Here is a 16,422-nt window from a genome sequence, read left to right on the forward strand (position 1 = left end):
GAGCATGTCAGCGATGTTCGCGGTGGCACTCACCACCGGCCTCCTCACCGCGGCCGCCCCCACCGCCCACGCGGCCGCCGGCGCCACCCTCCCCTTCACCTCCGTCGAGGCCGAGTCCGCCACCACCAGCGGCACCAGGATCGGCCCGGACCACACGCAGGGCACGCTCGCCTCCGAGGCCTCGGGCCGGCAGGCCGTACGGCTCACCGCAGGTCAGCGCGTCGAGTTCACCGTGCCCCGCGCGGCGAACGCCGTGAACCTCGCCTACAGCGTCCCCGACGGCCAGTCGGGCACGCTGAACGTCTACGTCAACGGCACCAGGCTCGCCAGGACGCTGCCGGTGACCTCCAAGTACTCCTACATCGACACCAGTTGGATCCCGGGCGCCAGGACGCACCACTTCTTCGACAACGCCCGCCTCCTGCTCGGCCAGAACGTCCAGGCGGGCGACAAGGTCGCCTTCGAGTCGACCGGCACCCAGGTCACCGCCGACGTGGCCGACTTCGAGCAGGTCGCGGGAGCCGCGGGACAGCCCGCCGGATCCGTGTCCGTGACCTCCAGGGGCGCCGACCCCACCGGCAACGGCGACTCCACCCAGGCCTTCCGGGACGCCATCTCCGCAGCTCAAGGGGGAGTGGTGTGGATCCCGCCGGGCGACTACCGGCTGACGTCCTCCCTGAACGGGATCCAGAACGTCACCCTCCAGGGCGCCGGCAGCTGGCACTCGGTCGTGCACACCTCCCGCTTCATCGACCAGTCCGGCTCCGCCGGAGGCGTCCGCACCAAGGACTTCGCGGTCATCGGCGAGGTCACCGAGCGCGTCGACTCCAACCCGGACAACTTCGTCAACGGCTCGCTCGGACCCGGCAGTTCGGTCTCCGGGATGTGGCTCCAGCACCTCAAGGTCGGTCTCTGGCTGACGGGCAACAACGACAACCTCGTCGTCGAGAACAACCGCTTCCTCGACATGACGGCCGACGGCCTCAACCTCAACGGCAACGCCCGCGGAGTCCGGGTGCGCCACAACTTCCTGCGCAACCAGGGCGACGACGCGCTCGCCATGTGGTCCCTGTACGCGCCCGACACGAACAGCAGCTTCGAGAACAACACCATCACCCAGCCGAACCTGGCCAACGGCATCGCGATCTACGGCGGCACCGACATCGCGGTCAGGAACAACCTGGTCTCCGACACCAACGCCCTCGGCAGCGGCATCGCGATCTCCAACCAGAAGTTCCTCGACCCCTTCTTCCCCCTCGCCGGCACCATCACCGTCGACGGCAACACCCTCGTCCGCACCGGCGCGATGAACCCCAACTGGAACCATCCGATGGGCGCGCTCAGGGTCGACTCGTACGACAGCGCCATCAACGCCACCGTGAACATCACCAACACGACGATCACCGACAGCCCGTACAGCGCCTTCGAGTTCGTCTCCGGCGGCGGACAGGGCCACCCGGTCCGCAACGTCACCGTGGACGGGGCGACCGTCCGCAACACCGGGACGGTCGTCGTGCAGGCGGAGGCCCAGGGCGCCGCCACCGTCCGCAACGTCACGGCCACTTCGGTGGGCGCCGCGGGCGTCTACAACTGCCCCTACCCGGCGAACTCCGGCACCTTCGCCCTCACCGACGGCGGCGGCAACTCCGGCTGGAACACCACCTGGTCGGACTGCTCGACCTGGCCGCAACCGGGCCAGGGCAACCCCGACCCGGACCCGAACCGCAACCTCGCCAAGGGCCGCCCGGCCACCGCGACCGGGTCCCAGGACGTCTACACGCCGGGCATGGCCGTGGACGGTGACGCGAACAGCTACTGGGAGTCGGCCAACAACGCCTTCCCGCAGTCGTGGACCGTGGACCTCGGCGCGAGCGAGGCCGTACGGCGTCTTGTGCTGAAGCTGCCCCCGTCCCCGGCGTGGGGTGCGCGCACCCAGACCGTCACCGTGCTCGGCAGCACCGACGGCGCCACCTACTCCGCGGTCGTCGGCGCACAGGGCTACCGCTTCGACCCGGCGACCGGCAACACGGCCACCGTCTCCCTGCCCGGCGGCACCAGCCTCAGGTACCTCCGCCTCTCCGTCAGCGCCAACACCGGCTGGCCCGCGGGGCAGTTCAGTGAAGTGGAGGCGTACTCGACTTCGTGACCACGGCGTCCTGCACGGTCCCGCGTTTCGCCGCCTGGATCTGCTCGTACACATGGGTGCGCAGTTCGGCGAAGCGCGGGGCCACACGGGTGTGCAACTGGTCCCGCTCGGCGGGCAGATCGACCTTGAGCTGCTCCTGCACGACCGTGGGGGAGGCCGAGAGCACGATGACCCGTTCGCCCAGGTAGACCGCCTCGTCGATGTCGTGGGTGACGAACAGGATCGTGATACCGCGCTCGCGCCACAGCCGTCGTACGAGATCCTCCAGGTCGGCCCGGGTCTGGGCGTCCACCGCGGCGAACGGCTCGTCCATCAGCAGGACGTCCGGCTCGTACGCCAGGGCACGGGCGATGGCGACCCGCTGCTGCATACCCCCGGAGAGCTGCCACGGGTAGGCGCCGGCGGCATCCGAGAGGCCGACCGACTCCAGCGCGTCGGTGACCAGTTCACGCCTGCGCGCCCTGCTCAGGTTCTTCTGCTTCAGGGGGAGTTCGACGTTCTCGGCGACCCGCATCCACGGGAACAGGCTGCGCCCGTACTCCTGGAAGACGAACGCCATCCCGGGCGGGGGTCCGCTCACCTTCCGTCCGCCCAGGTGGACTTCGCCGTCCGTCGGAGTGAGTAGACCGCCCATGCACTTCAGCAGGGTCGTCTTGCCGCAGCCCGACGGGCCGACGAGACACACGAGTTCACCCGCCTCGACGGTGAAGGTGAGGTCGCGGACCGCCTCCACCCGGCGCCCTGACCCCTCGTAGACCTTCTTCAGGCCACGTACGTCCAGCATGGACCGCCCTTTCGCGTTCGGGTGACTCATGGGGACCGCCGGGCCGAGGCGCGCAGGCTGTGGTACCAGGCGAGGACCCGCCGCTCGACCAGGTGGAAGACGACGGAGAGGAGACAGCCGAGCAGACCGAGGACGATGATCCCGGTCCACATGTCGGGGACCGCGAAACTGCGCTGGAACTGGACGATGGTGAAGCCGATGCCGCTGCTGGCCGCGAACATCTCGCTGATGACCATCAGGATGATGCCGATCGACAGGGCCTGCCGCAGCCCCGCGAAGATCTGCGGACTCGCCGAGCGCAGCACCAGGTGGCGCAGGCGCGAGGGCCCGGAGATGCCGTAGGAGCGGGCGGTCTCCAGCATCACCGGGTCGACCGCGCGGACGCCCTCGACCGTGTTGAGCAGGATCGGCCAGACGCAGCCGCTCGCGATGACCGTGACCTTCATGGTGTCGCCGATGCCCGCGAACAGCATGATGACCGGGATCAGCACGGGCGGGGGGATCGCCCGCAGGAACTCCAGGACGGGTTCGCACACCGCCCGCACCCGCCGGTAGCTGCCGATGACGGTGCCGACCGCCACGCCGACCACGGCGGCCAGCGCGTAACCGGCCGTGAGCCGCCAGATGCTGGGCAGCACGTCGTCGCGCAGCCGTTCGCCGGTCCACACGTCCGGGAAGGTCTCGAGGATCGTGCGCAGCGGCGGCCAGAAGACGTCGGTGCTGTCGGCGGAGGCCAGCCACCAGCCCGCCACCAGCAGTGCGGGCAGGGCGAGCACGAAGAGAAGCTGAAGGGCGAGCCGTTTCACACCGCCACCTCCCCGCGCACCGACTGGTGCCAGGCCAGCGCCCGTCGCTCCACGGTACGCGCGCCGACGTTGATGAGCAGCCCCAGCAGACCGGTCACCACGATCAGCGCGTACATCTCCGGCACCGCCTGCGAGTTCTGCGCGACCGCGATCCGCGCGCCCAACCCCGGTGCCCCGATGACGAGTTCACCGGTGATGGCGAGGATCAGCGCGACGGCCGCGGCCAGCCGGACGCCGGTGAAGACGTACGGCAGCGCGGTCGGCCACAGCACGTGCCGGATCCGCGCCCAGGTGCCGAGACCGTACGACCGCGCGGTCTCGTCGGCGACGGGGTCGACGTCCTGGACGCCGTAGAGCGTCTGGATGAGGACCTGCCAGAAGCTCGCGTACACGACGAGCAGCAGCACCGAGCGCAGTTCGCTGCCGTACAGCAGGACGGCCAGCGGGATGAGGGCGACCGAGGGGATCGGACGCAGGAACTCGATCGTCGAGGCGGTCGCCTCGCGCAGGTACGGCACGACCGCGACGAGCACGCCGATGACGATGCCCGCCGAGGCGGCGATGGCCAGGCCGAGGGCCCAGCCGGTGAGGGTGTCGCCGAGGGCCGTCCAGAAGGCGCCGTCGGAGAGTTCGTCGGCGAGGGCCCGGACGATCCGGCTGGTCGGCGGGAAGTACTCCTCCTTGACCAGACCGAGCCGGGGCACCGCTTCGCCCAGGGCGAGGAAGACCGCGAGCCCGGCGGCGCCCAGCGCCGCGTTCTGGAGTCTCACGGAAGCAGCGCGTCGACGTCGGGGGTCTTCTTGAAGAACCCGTCCTCCTCGCCCAGCTTGGCGAGTGCCTCGATGGACTCCTTGTTCGGCTCCGCCGGCCACTTCGGCAGGGTGACCTGCGCCAGGACCGACGCGGGGATCTTGGTGTACGTCGTGATGATCTGGCGGGCCTCGTCCGGGTGGGCGTCGGCGTAGGCGAGGGACTCGGCGGTGGCCTCCTGGAACCTCTTCACCACGTCGGCGTTCTGCTGCTGGTACCGCGTCGAGGTGAAGTACATGGCCACCGTGGTGTTCGCGGCCACGTCCACCATCGGGGAGGCGATCACCCGGCCGCCCTGGCCCTTGATGGTGGCGAGGGCGGGCTCGACCGCGCAGGCCGCGTCGACCTGGCCGCCGTCGAGCGCGGCCGGCATCTGGTCGAAGGCCAGCTCCACGAACTTCACCTTGTCCGGGTCGCCGCCGTCCTTGCGGACCGACTCGCGCACCGCCGACTCGTTGATGTTCTTGAGGGTGTTGATGGCGACCTTCTTGCCCTCCAGGTCCTTCGCGGATGTGATCGCGCTGTCCTTCTTCACCGCGATGCCCGCGAAGTCCTTGCCGGCCACGCCTGTCGATGCGATGCCGTTCGAAACCGCCTTGATCGGCACGCCGTTGGTCTGGGCGAGGAGCAGGGAGGTGACGTTGGAGAAGCCGAACTGGAACTGCCCGCTGGCGACTCCGGGCACGATGGCCGCGCCGCCGGACGCCGTGGAGATCTCGAGCTTCAGCCCGTGTTTGCCGTAGAAGCCCTTCTTCTGGCCGAGATAGATCGGTGCGACATCGACGATCGGAATGAGCCCGAGCTTGACGGTGGTGGTGCCCCCGGACGACGGTCCCGAGCCCGAGGCCCCCGAGTCGCCGGAGGAACCACAGGCCGACGCGGTGGCGAGTAACGCTCCGGCCGCGAGGGTGACGAGCAGACGACGCATGGCTCCTCCTGTGCAGACTTCGTTGTTCCGACAGGCTGTGCGCGCGGATCCGCACAGTGGTGCTCAGCGCGAAAGGTAGGTGGCTCGCGGGTACTTGGTCAACACCTTTGGCTGACAATATTGTTGACAGTTACTCGGTGTCGCCTCCGGGTCAACTCGTCGACTGCTACAGGTCCAGCACGAGCCTCTTCCCCCGGCACCGGGACACACAGATCATCATGGTCTCCCCGGCCTCCCGCTCCTCGTCCGTGAGCACCGAGTCCCGGTGGTCGGGGGTGCCTTCGAGGACGTCGGTCTCGCAGGTGCCGCAGGTCCCCTCGGTGCAGGAGAACAGCACCTCCACACCGGAGGCCCGCACCGCGTCCAGCACGGAGACGTCCGGGGCGACGGTGACCGTGGTGCCGGTCTGCGCCAGCTCGACCTCGAACTGCGTGTTCTCGCCTTCGGGTTGCTCCTTCGGCGCGAACCGTTCCACGTGCAGCAGTCCGGCCGGGCAGCGCGCCTCCACCGCGTCCAAGAGCGCGCCGGGACCGCAGCAGTAGACCAGCGTGCCCTCGGGGACGCCGTCGAGCACCGACGGCAGGTCCAGCAGGCCGGTCTCGTCCTGGGGCGCGATGGTGACGCGATCGCCGTAGCGGCTCAACTCCTCGGTGAACGCCATGGATTCACGCGTCCGCCCGCCGTAGAGCAGCGTCCACTCGGCACCTTCGGCCTCCGCCGCCGCGAGCATGGGGAGGATCGGGGTGATGCCGATGCCGCCCGCGATGAAGCGGTAGCGCGGTGCGGGCCGCAGGGCGAAGTGGTTGCGCGGACCGCGCACCCTGACCTTGTCGCCCTGCCCCAACTGCTCGTGCACATGGGCCGATCCGCCGCGCCCAGCGGGCTCGCGCAGCACGGCGATCCGCCAGCCGGTGCGGTCGGCGGGGTCGCCGCACAGGGAGTACTGGCGCTCCAGGCCCGGCCCGAGCACCACGTCGATGTGGGCGCCGGGCCCCCAGGCCGGGAGCTGCTCGCCCAGCGGGTGGCGCAGGGTGAGGGCCAGCACGCCGTCGGCGGCCGACTCGCGGCGGTCGACGACGAGTTCGGCTTCGTACGCGTCACTCATGAACGGATCCCTCGGGCTCGTGTCCTTGCGGATGGGCGAGCATCCACTCCCACATCTCGATCGGGTCCTGCGAGGTGTGCTCGCGACCGCAGTGACAGGTGCCGTGCAGGGTGTCGGTGCCCGGCAGCCAGTCGATGCGGTAGATCTCCCCGGTGGGTCCGGCACTCACAGGACCTTCTCCACGGGCTTGTCGCCCTCCTCGACCAGACGGGCGAGGATGCGGCGGGCGGCGAGGCCACCGGTGTCGATGTTGATGCTGAGCTCCTGGTAGCCGGCCCGCTCGGTGCCGAGCGTCCTCTGGAGCAGGTTGAGCGCGTCCACGTCCTGCATCACGACCGTGTGGTTGTTGCCCCGCAGGAACTCGGTGACCTCGGCGTCCTCGGTGGCCCAGTCGCGGGAGACCATCCAGAAGTCGTACACCTTGCCGTCGGCGGACGGCGTGATGGCGTACGTGATCTCGGTGTGGAAGCCGTTCGGGTCGCTGCCGTCGGCCTCGGGGAGCACGCCGACCGGGGCGATACGGCTGTGCAGCAGGTACAGGCAGGGCGCGTGGTACTCGATGTCCTGCCAGCGGGTGATCCGGCCCTCGATACCGGTCGACTTGGCGTAGAAGGGCGGGCACTCGGCGTCGTCCATGTGCCGGCTCACCCGGACGATGCCGGCGCCCTCGTCGACCTCCGTGGTGATCGGCGTCTCGGCGACCTCGGGGGTGCCGATGTAGCCGCCGTGCAGATAGGTCTCGTGGGAGAGGTCGAGGAGGTTGTCGACCAGCAGTCCGTAGTCGGCGTCGATGGGCTCCATGCCGCGCACGGTGACCCAGCCGGGGGAGTCGAGGTGGCGGGCGCGCGGGATGGTGTCCGCGTCGGCGAGGGCCGGGTCGCCGATCCACACCCAGACCAGGGAGTCGAGTTCGACCACGGGGTAGGAGGCGACGCGCGCGGTGCGCGGCACGCGCTTCTGTCCCGGCACGTACACGCACGTACCCGAGGTGTCGTACGTGAACCCGTGGTAGCCGCACACGAGTTTGTCGCCGTCGAGCCTGCTGGGCTTCTCGTGCAGCGGGAACCGGCGGTGCACACAGCGGTCGGCGAGCGCGACGGGCGTGCCGTCCTCCTCGGTCCGGTAGAAGACGAGCGGTTCACCGAGGATCGTCCGTCCGAGCAGCTCCTCGCGCCCGACCTCGTGGCTGTAGGCGGCGACGTACCACTGGTTCCTGGCGAAACTCGTCATGTGCGGCATGGCTTCGGCTCCCGTCGTTGGGTGATGGCGACATCGTCCGGAAGGGCGTCGCGGCGCCGCAATACCCCTTCCGCCTCACGGAAGCAGATCGGCAAAAGGCCTGTTCACGGCACTGTGTCCGGCGCGTCGCCGTGAATTGGGTTGTGGGGTCGAACCCGGGTCGAATTGGCCGCTCTTTGGGCCCTGTAGCACATAAGTGCAGGCCAAAGGGGTGACGGACTTATATGAAGCCGTTGTCGTCGAATTGGCAGCTGTTATGGGTGGCTGCGTTATGGCGCGTACAAATTGGGCACTGGTGAGCGCCGGGGCAGCCGATTAGGGAGGTCCGGTCATGCGGGAGTCGTCGCAAAGCGTCACGGTCGTTGCTCTCCTGGCGGATCCGGACGCGCCGACGGAGATCGCGCAGCACATGGCCCGGATGCTCCCTGCTCGGCTGGCCGACCGGTCAGGCCAGGGGCGCCGGTTCGACGTCGAGGTGGTCAGTGAGCCCTTCAGCGCGGGGACCGAGGACCTGTCCACGCTCACGCGCCGGATCATGGACCGCGGACGTGCGGAGCGTTGGGACCTGGTCGTGGCCCTCACCGACCTTCCGGTGCACTCGCACGGTCGCAAACTCGTCGTGGATCTGAGTCATGATCACGGCTTGGCGCTGATCTCCCTTCCGTCATTGGGGGGCCTGCGTTTTGAGAGAAGGGCCCTGCGGGCGGTGGAGGAGGCCGTTCTCAGCTTGGCGGGTGCGCGAGCCGCCGGAGCCGACCAATCTGCTCGGCGTCCGTCGTCGGAACGTTTCGCCGGTCGTCTTGCGTCTGTTCGCCCGGGCCCGATCGGTGAGGAGGAGACCGCTGACCTCCGGTACGTCGTCGGTGGGCCGCGTGGTCACCTGAGGGTGCTCTTCGGCATGGTTCGCGCCAACCGGCCGTGGCGGTTGGTCCCGGGTCTCTCGAAGGCCCTGGCGGCCGCACTCGCCACAGGAGCGATTGCCACCGTGAACTCCACCGTCTGGAACCTGGCCGCATCCCTCGACACCTCACGGCTCGTGATCGCCACGGTCGGGTCCGTCACCCTCATGATCGGCTGGCTGGTCGTGGACGCCCACCTGTGGCATCGAACGGCGCAGGACTCGCCGGAGGCGAGGAAGCGCGCGGCTCTCTACAACGCGTCGACGGTCGTGACCGTCGGCATCGGGGTGCTCGTCTGCTATGCGGGGCTGCTGGTCATCAACCTGGTCTGGGCGCTCTTCATCCTCAACGGCCAGGTGTTCGCCTCCATGACGCGAACTCCGCTGCACGCCGCGGAGTACTGGACGCTGGCGTGGTTCGTCGCTTCGGTTGCCACGGCCGGTGGTGCGCTGGGGTCGGGCCTGGAGAGCGACGAGGCGATCCGGGCGGCCGCCTATTCCAAGCGCGAACAGGACCGTCGTCGCATGCTCGCCGATGACGGTGACGAGTAGACGGCCGAAGGCGGAGATGCCGTCTCCGATCGGTGGCCGTCGCCCTGACGAGAATGCCGCGGATTCGTACGACAGGCGCCGTTTCAGCCGCGGGTGGGCGGAGACTCGCACCGCACGCCGCAGGAGCACCGAGGCTCCGCCCGGCGGACCGGGTGAAACAACCGTTCTCCCTGATCCAGGCGAACGGCTCGCGCAGGCGTGCCGACACCACGGACTCCCCCCTCGCATGGTCGAGAGTCAGGCTCCTTGCGCCGTCTCCATCACCGCCATGCAGTGACAACCAGGGAAGTCATCATGAAAGCAGCGGTATACGAAGGACCGCGAACCATCACGGTGAAGGACGTGCCGGACGCGAAGATCGAGCACCCCTGCGACATCATCGTCAAAATCACCGCCACCAACATCTGCGGTTCGGACCTGCACATGTACGAGGGCCGTACCTCGTTCGAGTCCGGCCGCACGCTGGGGCACGAGAACATGGGCCAGGTCGTGGAGGTCGGCTCGGCCGTGCGCAAGGTCCAGGTCGGCGAGTACGTGGTCCTGCCCTTCAACATCGCCTGCGGCTTCTGCAAGCAGTGCGAGCGGGGGCTGACCAACTACTGCCTGACCATGCAGCCGGAACCGGCCCTCGCCGGAGCCGCTTACGGCTTCGCCGAGATGGGCCCCTACCAAGGCGGCCAGGCAGAGCTGTTGCGTGTGCCCTACGGCGACTTCAACGCGCTGCGACTGGGCGAGGACGCGGCCGAGCGGCAGACGGACTACGTGATGCTCGCCGACATCTTCCCCACCGGCTACCACGCCACCGAGATGGCCAACGTCAAGCCGGGCGACCAGACAGTCGTCTTCGGGGCCGGCCCCGTCGGGTTGATGGCGGCCTACTCCGCCCTGCTCAAGGGCGCCGGCCGCGTCTGGGTGGCCGACCACCAGCCCGACCGGCTGGCCAAGGCGGAGGAGATCGGGGCCATCCCCATCAACACCGCCCATCAGGACCCGGCGGAGGTCGTCAAGGAAGCCACCCTCGGCCTGGGCGCCGACAACGGGTGTGAGTGCGTCGGGTACCAGGCACACGACCACGAAGGACATGAGGACGCCGGCCTCACGCTCAACGGACTGATCGACTCGGTCAGGTTCACAGGCGACATCGGCGTGGTGGGCGTGTTCCTGCCCCAGGACCCCGGAGGCGAGGAGGCGCAGGGCGAGTGGGAGGCCCAGGGCAAGGTCCCGATCGACTTCGGGCTGATGTGGTTCAAGGGCCAGCGCATGGGGACCGGCCAGGCGCCGGTGAAGAAGTACAACCGCGCGCTGCGCGACCTGATCGCCGGCGGGAGGGCGACGCCGAGCTTCATCGTCTCCCACGAGCTCAGCCTGGACGAGGCCCCCACCGCCTACGAGCACTTCGACGCCCGTGACGAGGGCTGGACGAAGGTGGTGCTGCATCCCGACGGCCACGGCAACGGCCACAAGCAGTAAGGAGGCCGGGCCGGGGTCGTCGGCCGCTTGCGTCACCATACCGAGCGGGCGACGACCCCCGTCCTGTCCCGGCTTCCCCGCACGCCAGGAGCACTGACGACGACAGGAACCCGCTCCACCTCCGCCTGCGACACGATCCGCTCGTCGGTGGTCCTGGCCGGGCAAGAGCGCTCCTGGGCGTGCCCCAGGTCGTAGCCCCGTCGGGCTTCGCACGGGCTCCGGGCGTGGGCGACGCCCCCGGCATCCATCGGCCACGACGGCCGTCGGCGTGCGCGAACTGCCGGCGGCGACCGGCCCGCTGGGACGGCCGCACCCCCGTCGCCGCCCCCAAGGCGGCGCTCGGCCAGGCATCGGCCTCGGGGGCCTTGGGTACATCGGCGCGCGCATCGCCGTAGAGCAACCCGCGCGTGCAGCGCACCCGCAACCGCGTGCTGGCCGGCGCCCGGGAGTTGCTGCCGCAGGTCGGACCGGGCGGGCTGACCCACGCCCTGCCGGGTTGGGCGGTCGGACGTCACCCGCCAGATCCTCTACCGGCACAGGCCGACCCGAGCCGCGCTGCTCTTCGACCTCGTCTGCGCGCCGGCGTCAGCGTGCCGGCCGGGCGAGCCGCGGCCCTGGCTGTCATCGCCCAGGCCGACCACGCTCCCGAGAGCGCCCGGGCGCTCGCCCGGATCGGCGAAGACCGCTACGTCGGCTTCAACAGGCTGCTGGAGCCTGCGGGCGTGCAGATCAGCGAGGACGAGTTCAGCCTGCTGTACGAGCCTGTCCTTGCCCGGCTCTTCCACGACCGCGGCCGGGTCACCGGCGCCTTCATCCACGCTGTCGTGGCCCAGTGCCTCCTGAACAGGCCAACGTCAGGCTGCCCGGCTGTCCATCCCGCCCCGGGAGATACAGCGAAGTGTCACCCAGTGACCACCTGGTGACCGCTGTCCGCTCGGCGATTCACCGAAGTCCGGGCAATGCTTGGGGAGCGTCCCCGCGAGCGATCAGCCGCGCCGCGCCAACCGCCCCGACCGCACCCGAAGGAATCGCACGCCATGACCGCCACAGCGCCCAAGGCTCCGACTGCACCAGGGGTGCGGTCCTGGTGGGGAATCCCCTACGCCACCGCCGAGCGATACCGTCGCCCCGCGATCGTGGACTTCGATCCGGACCGCCCCTACGACCGCAAGGGCGTTGCCTCCGTCCAGCCCGACAGCGGCGACTGGCTCGAAGCGGACAGCGGGACGGGCGAGGACTGCCTGAACCTGAACGTGTGGGCTCCCGAGCAGCCGGCCGGGACGGCGCTTCCGGTGGCCGTCTACATCCACGGCGGCGGATTCGAGTACGGCGCGAACACGCAGACCACCTCGAACGCCGCCGGTCTCGCCGCGTCGGGGCGCGTGGTGAGCGTCTCGGTCAACTACCGGCTCGGCGCACTGGGCGCGCTCTCGCTCTCCCAGTACGGCGGGCGGCTCGCCGAGGCCAGCAACCTCGGACTGCAGGACGTCATCGCCGCGCTCACCTGGGTCAAGCACAACATCGCCGCCTTCGGTGGCGACCCCGACCAGGTCACCGTCTTCGGCCACAGCGCCGGCGCCTACTCCACCCTCGGGCTGCTCGGGGCCTCCTCCGCGGACGGCCTGTACCGGCGGCTGGCCGGGTTCTCCGGCGCGCCCTCGCGTATCGTCCCCGCCTGGTGGGCCGAGGAGCTCGCGGAGCGGTTCGTCACCGAACTCGGTGTCGCGGGCGACCCCGACAAGCTGATCGATCTCGACGCGGTCTCGCTGGTGGCGGCCCTGAGCAAGGTCTGTCCGACGGATCTCGGAGTCCGTGGCGGCATGGACAACCAGAGCCTCGGCGTCGTCCTGGACGCCGGACAGCCCGGTGGGGTGGTGCACGCCCACCCCCTGGACGTCCTGGCCTCGGGCTCGCACCGGAACATCGACGTCCTGTTGAGCACGGCCGGCGACGAGATGGGCTGGTGGGTGGCGAACGACCACGACCGCTTCGACCCGCACACCGTCGAGCGCGTCATCGACGAGTTCGCGGGGTGGCGCATTCCCCGCTCCCGCGCCAGGAAGATCGTCGACCTCTACGACCGGGGCGGCCGTACCCCTGCCGAGGTCCGCGCCGCGTCCCTGACGGACTACATCTTCACGCTCCCCGCAGCCCGCGGCGCTCTGGCCCACGCCACCGCGGGCGGCACCGCCCATCTCCTCATGATCGGACCCGCCGAGGGCGCGCCCGCCGTGCACGGCACCGAGATGTACGCCCTGGTAGGCCAGGAAAAGCCGGGCCGCAGCCCCGAACAGGCCGACCGTGACACGCGTGTCCGCGACACCGTCCTCGACTTCGTCACCGGCGAGCACACCCGCCTGTGGCCCGCCGTCTCGGACCGGCCCACCTCGGGAAGCGTCGGCAACCCTCCCCACGAGCCCAGCGCCCACTACCAGGAGGTCCTCGACCTGTTCGAGAACATCGCCCGCCCCTGACGACCGTCGGACGACACGCAACAGCGCACCAAGGGACGAACAGAGCAAGGAGCTCGACATGAGCCATCCGTCAGCAGGCGGTGACCCCACGCCCGGGACGATGCGGGCCGTCGTCGTCACCCGGCCCGGCGGCCTCGACGCACTGGAGATCAAGGATGTTCCGGTGCCCGTACGCAAGCCCGGCTGGGTGCGGATCAGGGTGAAGGCGTTCGGCGTCAACGAGTCCGAGGTCACCACCCGCAAGGGCGAGTCGGACGCGGAGGTCACCTACCCGCGTGTGCCCGGCATCGAGGGCGTCGGCGTGGTCGACGAGGCCGACGAGGACAGTGGGCTGCGGTCGGGACAGCAGGTGGCCACGATGATGGGCGGCATGGGCCGCTCGTACGACGGCGCGTACGCCCAGTACCTGACCGTCCCGGCGGCGCAGGTCATCCCGTTCGAGTCCGGCCTGCCGTGGGAGGTCGTCGGTGCGCTGCCGGAGATGTTCCAGACCGCCTACGGATCGCTGACCACCGGCCTGGACCTCAAGGCCCGGGAGACGCTGCTGATCCGCGGCGGCACCTCCACGGTCGGACTCAGCGCGGCCACGATCGCGAAGGACCTCGGAGCCACCGTGCTGTCCACCACCCGCAGTCCGGAGCGGGTCGGGGACCTGCGGGCCGCGGGCGTCGACCATCCCCTGGTCGACAACGGCACCGTCGCCGACCAGGTGCGCGAGCTGATGCCGGACGGCGTCGACGCCGTCCTGGAACTGGTGGGCTGCTCGGTCCTCGCCGACAGCCTCCGCACGGTCCGCCGGCACGGCACGGTCTGCTTCACCGGAGCCCTCGCGGGCCAGTGGACGATCCCGGACTTCACCCCGTTCATGATCCCGGGCGGGGTGCGGCTGACGTCCTACGGCGGTCAGGCCGCCGACCTCCCGGCCGACGTCTTCGCCCGCCAGCTCCAGGCCATCGCCGCAGGGAGCCTCAAAGTCCCGGTCGCGAAGGTCTACCACGGCCTGGACCAGGTCGGTGACGCTCAGGCAGACGTCGAGTCCGGCACCACACCGGGCAAGCACGTCGTCGTCCTGGCGGACTGAGACCTGGGGGACTGAGACCTGGGCAGCTGAGAACAACTACGAGGCACTGGAACAGGAGTTGGGGAACTCCTCGCTGGACGGCCCAGCCAGGGCATCCAGTTCAGCAGCGAGGCCATCGACTGAGCCCGCCCCGAAGCCACCGTGACCCGTCAGCCCAGGGGAGGAGGGGGGAGGCGCGTTTCGCCGGCCGCGAAGGCGGCCGGGGTGAGACCGGTGCGGTCGCGGAAGAAGCGGCCGAAGTTCGCGGGGTCGGTGAAGCCGAGGTGGACGGCCACCGTCCGGGCGTCCCACCCGGCAGCTCCCAGCAGGCGCCGGGCTTCCAGGAGGCGCCGCTCGTCGATGAGTTCGCGTAGCCCCTTGCCGGTGGCCTCCCGGGCGGCGCGGCTGAGGGTGCGGACCGAGCAGTCGAGCAACTCGGCGTAGTCCGCGGCTTGGTGCAGCTCGCGAAAGTGCAGCTCCAGGGCGTCCAGGAAGCGACGGTACCGGTCGGCACGGCCCGTGTGGGCTGTGGCCGTGCCGACGGGGGCGATGCCCGGGGAGTTGGCCAGGCGCAGCAGCAGCGATTCGAGCAGGCTGCGCCGCAGCGCGTGGTGGATGTCGAGGGGGCGGCGCCCCAGTGCGCGGTGTTCGTCCAGGAGTTGGAGTGCCGTCTGTTGGAGCCAGGCGGTGTCGTCGGGGTGCGGGGTGAGCACGGCAGGGGCCTCGTGCGCGGTGAGTGGGGCCAGGAGCCGGGCGAGGTCGGGCCGCAGCACGTCCGGTTCGAACAGGATGAACGGGCCGCGGGCCGCGCCGGGCGGATGCCAGCACTGCGCGTGCCCGGGACGCACCCACAGCCACTGGCCGGGGGCGACAGTCCGCGTCACGTAGTCGACGTCATGCCGCAGCTCACCCTCGGTGACCGCGATGAGGTAGTGGAAGGTGGCACGGCCGGGACGGGGCGGGTTCCACGGCCAGTCGTCGTGCTGGACGAAGAAGTCCTCGACGGTACTCACCTCAAGGCCGTACGGCGTACCGACCGGGGGCTGGAAACCGAACAGCGGTACCGCCGCCGGACCGGCCACGCTTCCCCTCGGGCCTTGGTGTCCCTTGTCGACCATCACGTGTCCGGAGCCTAGCGCCCTTCCGGCCGGTAGCGGCGGAAGGATGGGGCGAGCCACCGGGCCCGCGCGGCGCGCCCTCCACATTCCTTGATGCCACAGTCCGTCACACCTGAGGAAGGGAACGCCCCATGAACGGATCGGCCCTGCACAAGTCCGCCGCCGACTGCGCGGAGGAACTCCCCGGAGCCCGGCTGGAGCACCCTTTCGGCCCCGACTGGGAGGTCTTCAAGGTGCGCGGCAAGGTGTTCATGCTGATGACCGAGGTCCCGGGACGTCCCGTCGTGATCCTCAAGGCGGACCCCGGTGAGGCCCACGCCCTGCGGGAGCAGTACAGCCAGATCACTCCCGGCTACCACATGAACAAGAAGCACTGGATCACCGTGGAGGGCGGAGAAGGTGTCGACAAGGAGCTCGTCAGGGAGCTCGTGACCGACTCCTACCGGCTCGTCGTCGCCCAACTCCCTCGCGCCGAACAGCCCGTCGACCCGCACACTTACGGCACCGGCACGCGGGCGGCCCGGTGACTGCGGCCGGTGACCGCCTTCAGGACACCGCCCGCCAGGCGGCCCTGGCCCTCCCCGGCGTCAGCCACGGCCACCCCTTCACCCCGGGGCTCGACGTGTACAAGGTCGCCGGCAAGGTGTTCCTGATCGTCACTGACGACCCGGACGACCAGATCGTCACGGTCAAGTGCGAGCCCGAGCACGCGCGGGCGCTGGAGCGCGGCTACGCCTCGATCACCCCGGGCCGCTACCTCGACAAGAAGCACTGGATCTCGATCGGCCCCGGACGAGGCATCACCGAGCGCCTGGTCGACGAAGCGGTCGGCCACTCCTACGACCTGGTCGTCGACCGTCTGCCCCACGACAAGCGCCCGCCCAGGCCCACAGGGGCGCAGCGGGCCGGCGCCTGAATCCCGCACCGCCTCCGTCGCACGGAAGAGGAAGGGCGGACAGCGAGTCGGAAAGGGCTCGGCAAGCTAACTGTAAAGAACCTTGACAGTTAGCTGGTCTAGTCCAATTATGGGCA

16 protein-coding genes are annotated in these 16,422 nt (G+C 69.9%); 8 read left to right on the forward strand and 8 right to left on the reverse strand.

Annotation, left to right across the window (positions count from 1 at the left end):
• Positions 1-4: 4 nt before the first annotated feature.
• On the forward strand, positions 5-2,146 hold the full coding sequence (locus tag AC2XR2_RS36910; RefSeq protein WP_491517432.1) for a galactose-binding domain-containing protein: 2,142 nt from the start codon (positions 5-7) through the stop codon (positions 2,144-2,146).
• Here AC2XR2_RS36910 and AC2XR2_RS36915 read toward each other — a convergent pair.
• The 7 genes from AC2XR2_RS36915 to AC2XR2_RS36945 form a co-directional block, all read right to left on the reverse strand.
• Positions 2,115-2,930 (reverse strand): ABC transporter ATP-binding protein, encoded by an 816-nt coding sequence (locus tag AC2XR2_RS36915; RefSeq protein WP_491517433.1) that lies wholly within the window; start codon positions 2,928-2,930, stop codon positions 2,115-2,117. The genes AC2XR2_RS36910 and AC2XR2_RS36915 overlap by 32 nt on opposite strands.
• A gap of 26 nt (positions 2,931-2,956) precedes the next feature.
• The gene (locus tag AC2XR2_RS36920; RefSeq protein ID WP_491517434.1) at positions 2,957-3,736 is read right to left on the reverse strand and encodes an ABC transporter permease; all 780 of its coding nucleotides are present in this window, start codon (positions 3,734-3,736) and stop codon (positions 2,957-2,959) included.
• Positions 3,733-4,506 (reverse strand): ABC transporter permease, encoded by a 774-nt coding sequence (locus AC2XR2_RS36925; protein ID WP_381296447.1) that lies wholly within the window; start codon positions 4,504-4,506, stop codon positions 3,733-3,735. The genes AC2XR2_RS36920 and AC2XR2_RS36925 overlap by 4 nt, the downstream gene beginning before the upstream one ends.
• Positions 4,503-5,474 (reverse strand): ABC transporter substrate-binding protein, encoded by a 972-nt coding sequence (locus tag AC2XR2_RS36930; RefSeq protein ID WP_491517435.1) that lies wholly within the window; start codon positions 5,472-5,474, stop codon positions 4,503-4,505. Before AC2XR2_RS36930 ends, AC2XR2_RS36925 begins: the two co-directional genes overlap by 4 nt.
• A gap of 166 nt (positions 5,475-5,640) precedes the next feature.
• On the reverse strand, positions 5,641-6,579 hold the full coding sequence (locus AC2XR2_RS36935; protein WP_491517436.1) for a PDR/VanB family oxidoreductase: 939 nt from the start codon (positions 6,577-6,579) through the stop codon (positions 5,641-5,643).
• Positions 6,572-6,748 carry a hypothetical protein gene (locus AC2XR2_RS36940; protein WP_185093134.1) on the reverse strand — a complete coding sequence of 59 codons (177 nt, stop codon included), beginning with the start codon at positions 6,746-6,748 and terminating at the stop codon, positions 6,572-6,574. Before AC2XR2_RS36940 ends, AC2XR2_RS36935 begins: the two co-directional genes overlap by 8 nt.
• Positions 6,745-7,818: a Rieske 2Fe-2S domain-containing protein gene (locus tag AC2XR2_RS36945; RefSeq protein WP_381296453.1), complete on the reverse strand. Its 1,074-nt coding sequence runs from the start codon at positions 7,816-7,818 to the stop codon at positions 6,745-6,747. The genes AC2XR2_RS36940 and AC2XR2_RS36945 overlap by 4 nt, the downstream gene beginning before the upstream one ends.
• Before the next feature lie 331 nt (positions 7,819-8,149).
• On the opposite strand from AC2XR2_RS36945, the gene AC2XR2_RS36950 reads away from it, so the two are divergent.
• The 5 genes from AC2XR2_RS36950 (at position 8,150) to AC2XR2_RS36970 (ending at position 14,293) form a co-directional block, all read left to right on the forward strand.
• Complete coding sequence (locus tag AC2XR2_RS36950) at positions 8,150-9,268, forward strand: hypothetical protein (protein WP_491517437.1); 1,119 nt, start codon at positions 8,150-8,152, stop codon at positions 9,266-9,268.
• A gap of 294 nt (positions 9,269-9,562) precedes the next feature.
• Entirely contained in the window at positions 9,563-10,738 is a 1,176-nt protein-coding gene (locus AC2XR2_RS36955) for a glutathione-independent formaldehyde dehydrogenase (RefSeq protein WP_491517438.1), read from the forward strand.
• A gap of 407 nt (positions 10,739-11,145) precedes the next feature.
• Positions 11,146-11,661, forward strand: coding sequence for a TetR/AcrR family transcriptional regulator (locus tag AC2XR2_RS36960; protein ID WP_491517439.1), 516 nt, complete (start codon positions 11,146-11,148; stop codon positions 11,659-11,661).
• Positions 11,662-11,775: 114 nt separating this feature from the next.
• Complete coding sequence (locus AC2XR2_RS36965) at positions 11,776-13,212, forward strand: carboxylesterase family protein (protein ID WP_381296461.1); 1,437 nt, start codon at positions 11,776-11,778, stop codon at positions 13,210-13,212.
• Positions 13,213-13,270: 58 nt separating this feature from the next.
• Complete coding sequence (locus AC2XR2_RS36970) at positions 13,271-14,293, forward strand: alcohol dehydrogenase catalytic domain-containing protein (protein ID WP_381296463.1); 1,023 nt, start codon at positions 13,271-13,273, stop codon at positions 14,291-14,293.
• 149 nt (positions 14,294-14,442) lie between these two features.
• On the opposite strand, the gene AC2XR2_RS36975 is transcribed toward AC2XR2_RS36970, so the two are convergent.
• Positions 14,443-15,393 carry a helix-turn-helix domain-containing protein gene (locus tag AC2XR2_RS36975; protein ID WP_491517440.1) on the reverse strand — a complete coding sequence of 317 codons (951 nt, stop codon included), beginning with the start codon at positions 15,391-15,393 and terminating at the stop codon, positions 14,443-14,445.
• A gap of 128 nt (positions 15,394-15,521) precedes the next feature.
• Between AC2XR2_RS36975 and AC2XR2_RS36980 the strand changes: the two genes are divergently transcribed.
• Positions 15,522-15,917 (forward strand): MmcQ/YjbR family DNA-binding protein, encoded by a 396-nt coding sequence (locus AC2XR2_RS36980; protein WP_381296467.1) that lies wholly within the window; start codon positions 15,522-15,524, stop codon positions 15,915-15,917.
• A complete protein-coding gene (locus AC2XR2_RS36985) occupies positions 15,914-16,306 on the forward strand; it encodes an MmcQ/YjbR family DNA-binding protein (RefSeq protein WP_491517441.1) in 393 nt (130 codons plus the stop codon). Before AC2XR2_RS36980 ends, AC2XR2_RS36985 begins: the two co-directional genes overlap by 4 nt.
• Positions 16,307-16,422 lie beyond the last annotated feature (116 nt).

Source organism: Streptomyces sp. LS-MS-L19 (assembly GCF_058382285.1).

Bases quoted from the DNA above. Each gene is read 5' to 3' on its own strand.
- AC2XR2_RS36965 (WP_381296461.1), top strand. From the start codon at position 11,776: ATGACCGCCACAGCGCCCAAGGCTCCGACTGCACCAGGGGTGCGGTCC.
- AC2XR2_RS36930 (WP_491517435.1), bottom strand. From the start codon at position 5,474: ATGCGTCGTCTGCTCGTCACCCTCGCGGCCGGAGCGTTACTCGCCACC.
- AC2XR2_RS36980 (WP_381296467.1), top strand. From the start codon at position 15,522: ATGAACGGATCGGCCCTGCACAAGTCCGCCGCCGACTGCGCGGAGGAA.
- AC2XR2_RS36970 (WP_381296463.1), top strand. From the start codon at position 13,271: ATGAGCCATCCGTCAGCAGGCGGTGACCCCACGCCCGGGACGATGCGG.
- AC2XR2_RS36910 (WP_491517432.1), top strand. From the start codon at position 5: ATGTCAGCGATGTTCGCGGTGGCACTCACCACCGGCCTCCTCACCGCG.
- AC2XR2_RS36955 (WP_491517438.1), top strand. From the start codon at position 9,563: ATGAAAGCAGCGGTATACGAAGGACCGCGAACCATCACGGTGAAGGAC.
- AC2XR2_RS36950 (WP_491517437.1), top strand. From the start codon at position 8,150: ATGCGGGAGTCGTCGCAAAGCGTCACGGTCGTTGCTCTCCTGGCGGAT.
- AC2XR2_RS36935 (WP_491517436.1), bottom strand. From the start codon at position 6,579: ATGAGTGACGCGTACGAAGCCGAACTCGTCGTCGACCGCCGCGAGTCG.
- AC2XR2_RS36945 (WP_381296453.1), bottom strand. From the start codon at position 7,818: ATGCCGCACATGACGAGTTTCGCCAGGAACCAGTGGTACGTCGCCGCC.
- AC2XR2_RS36915 (WP_491517433.1), bottom strand. From the start codon at position 2,930: ATGCTGGACGTACGTGGCCTGAAGAAGGTCTACGAGGGGTCAGGGCGC.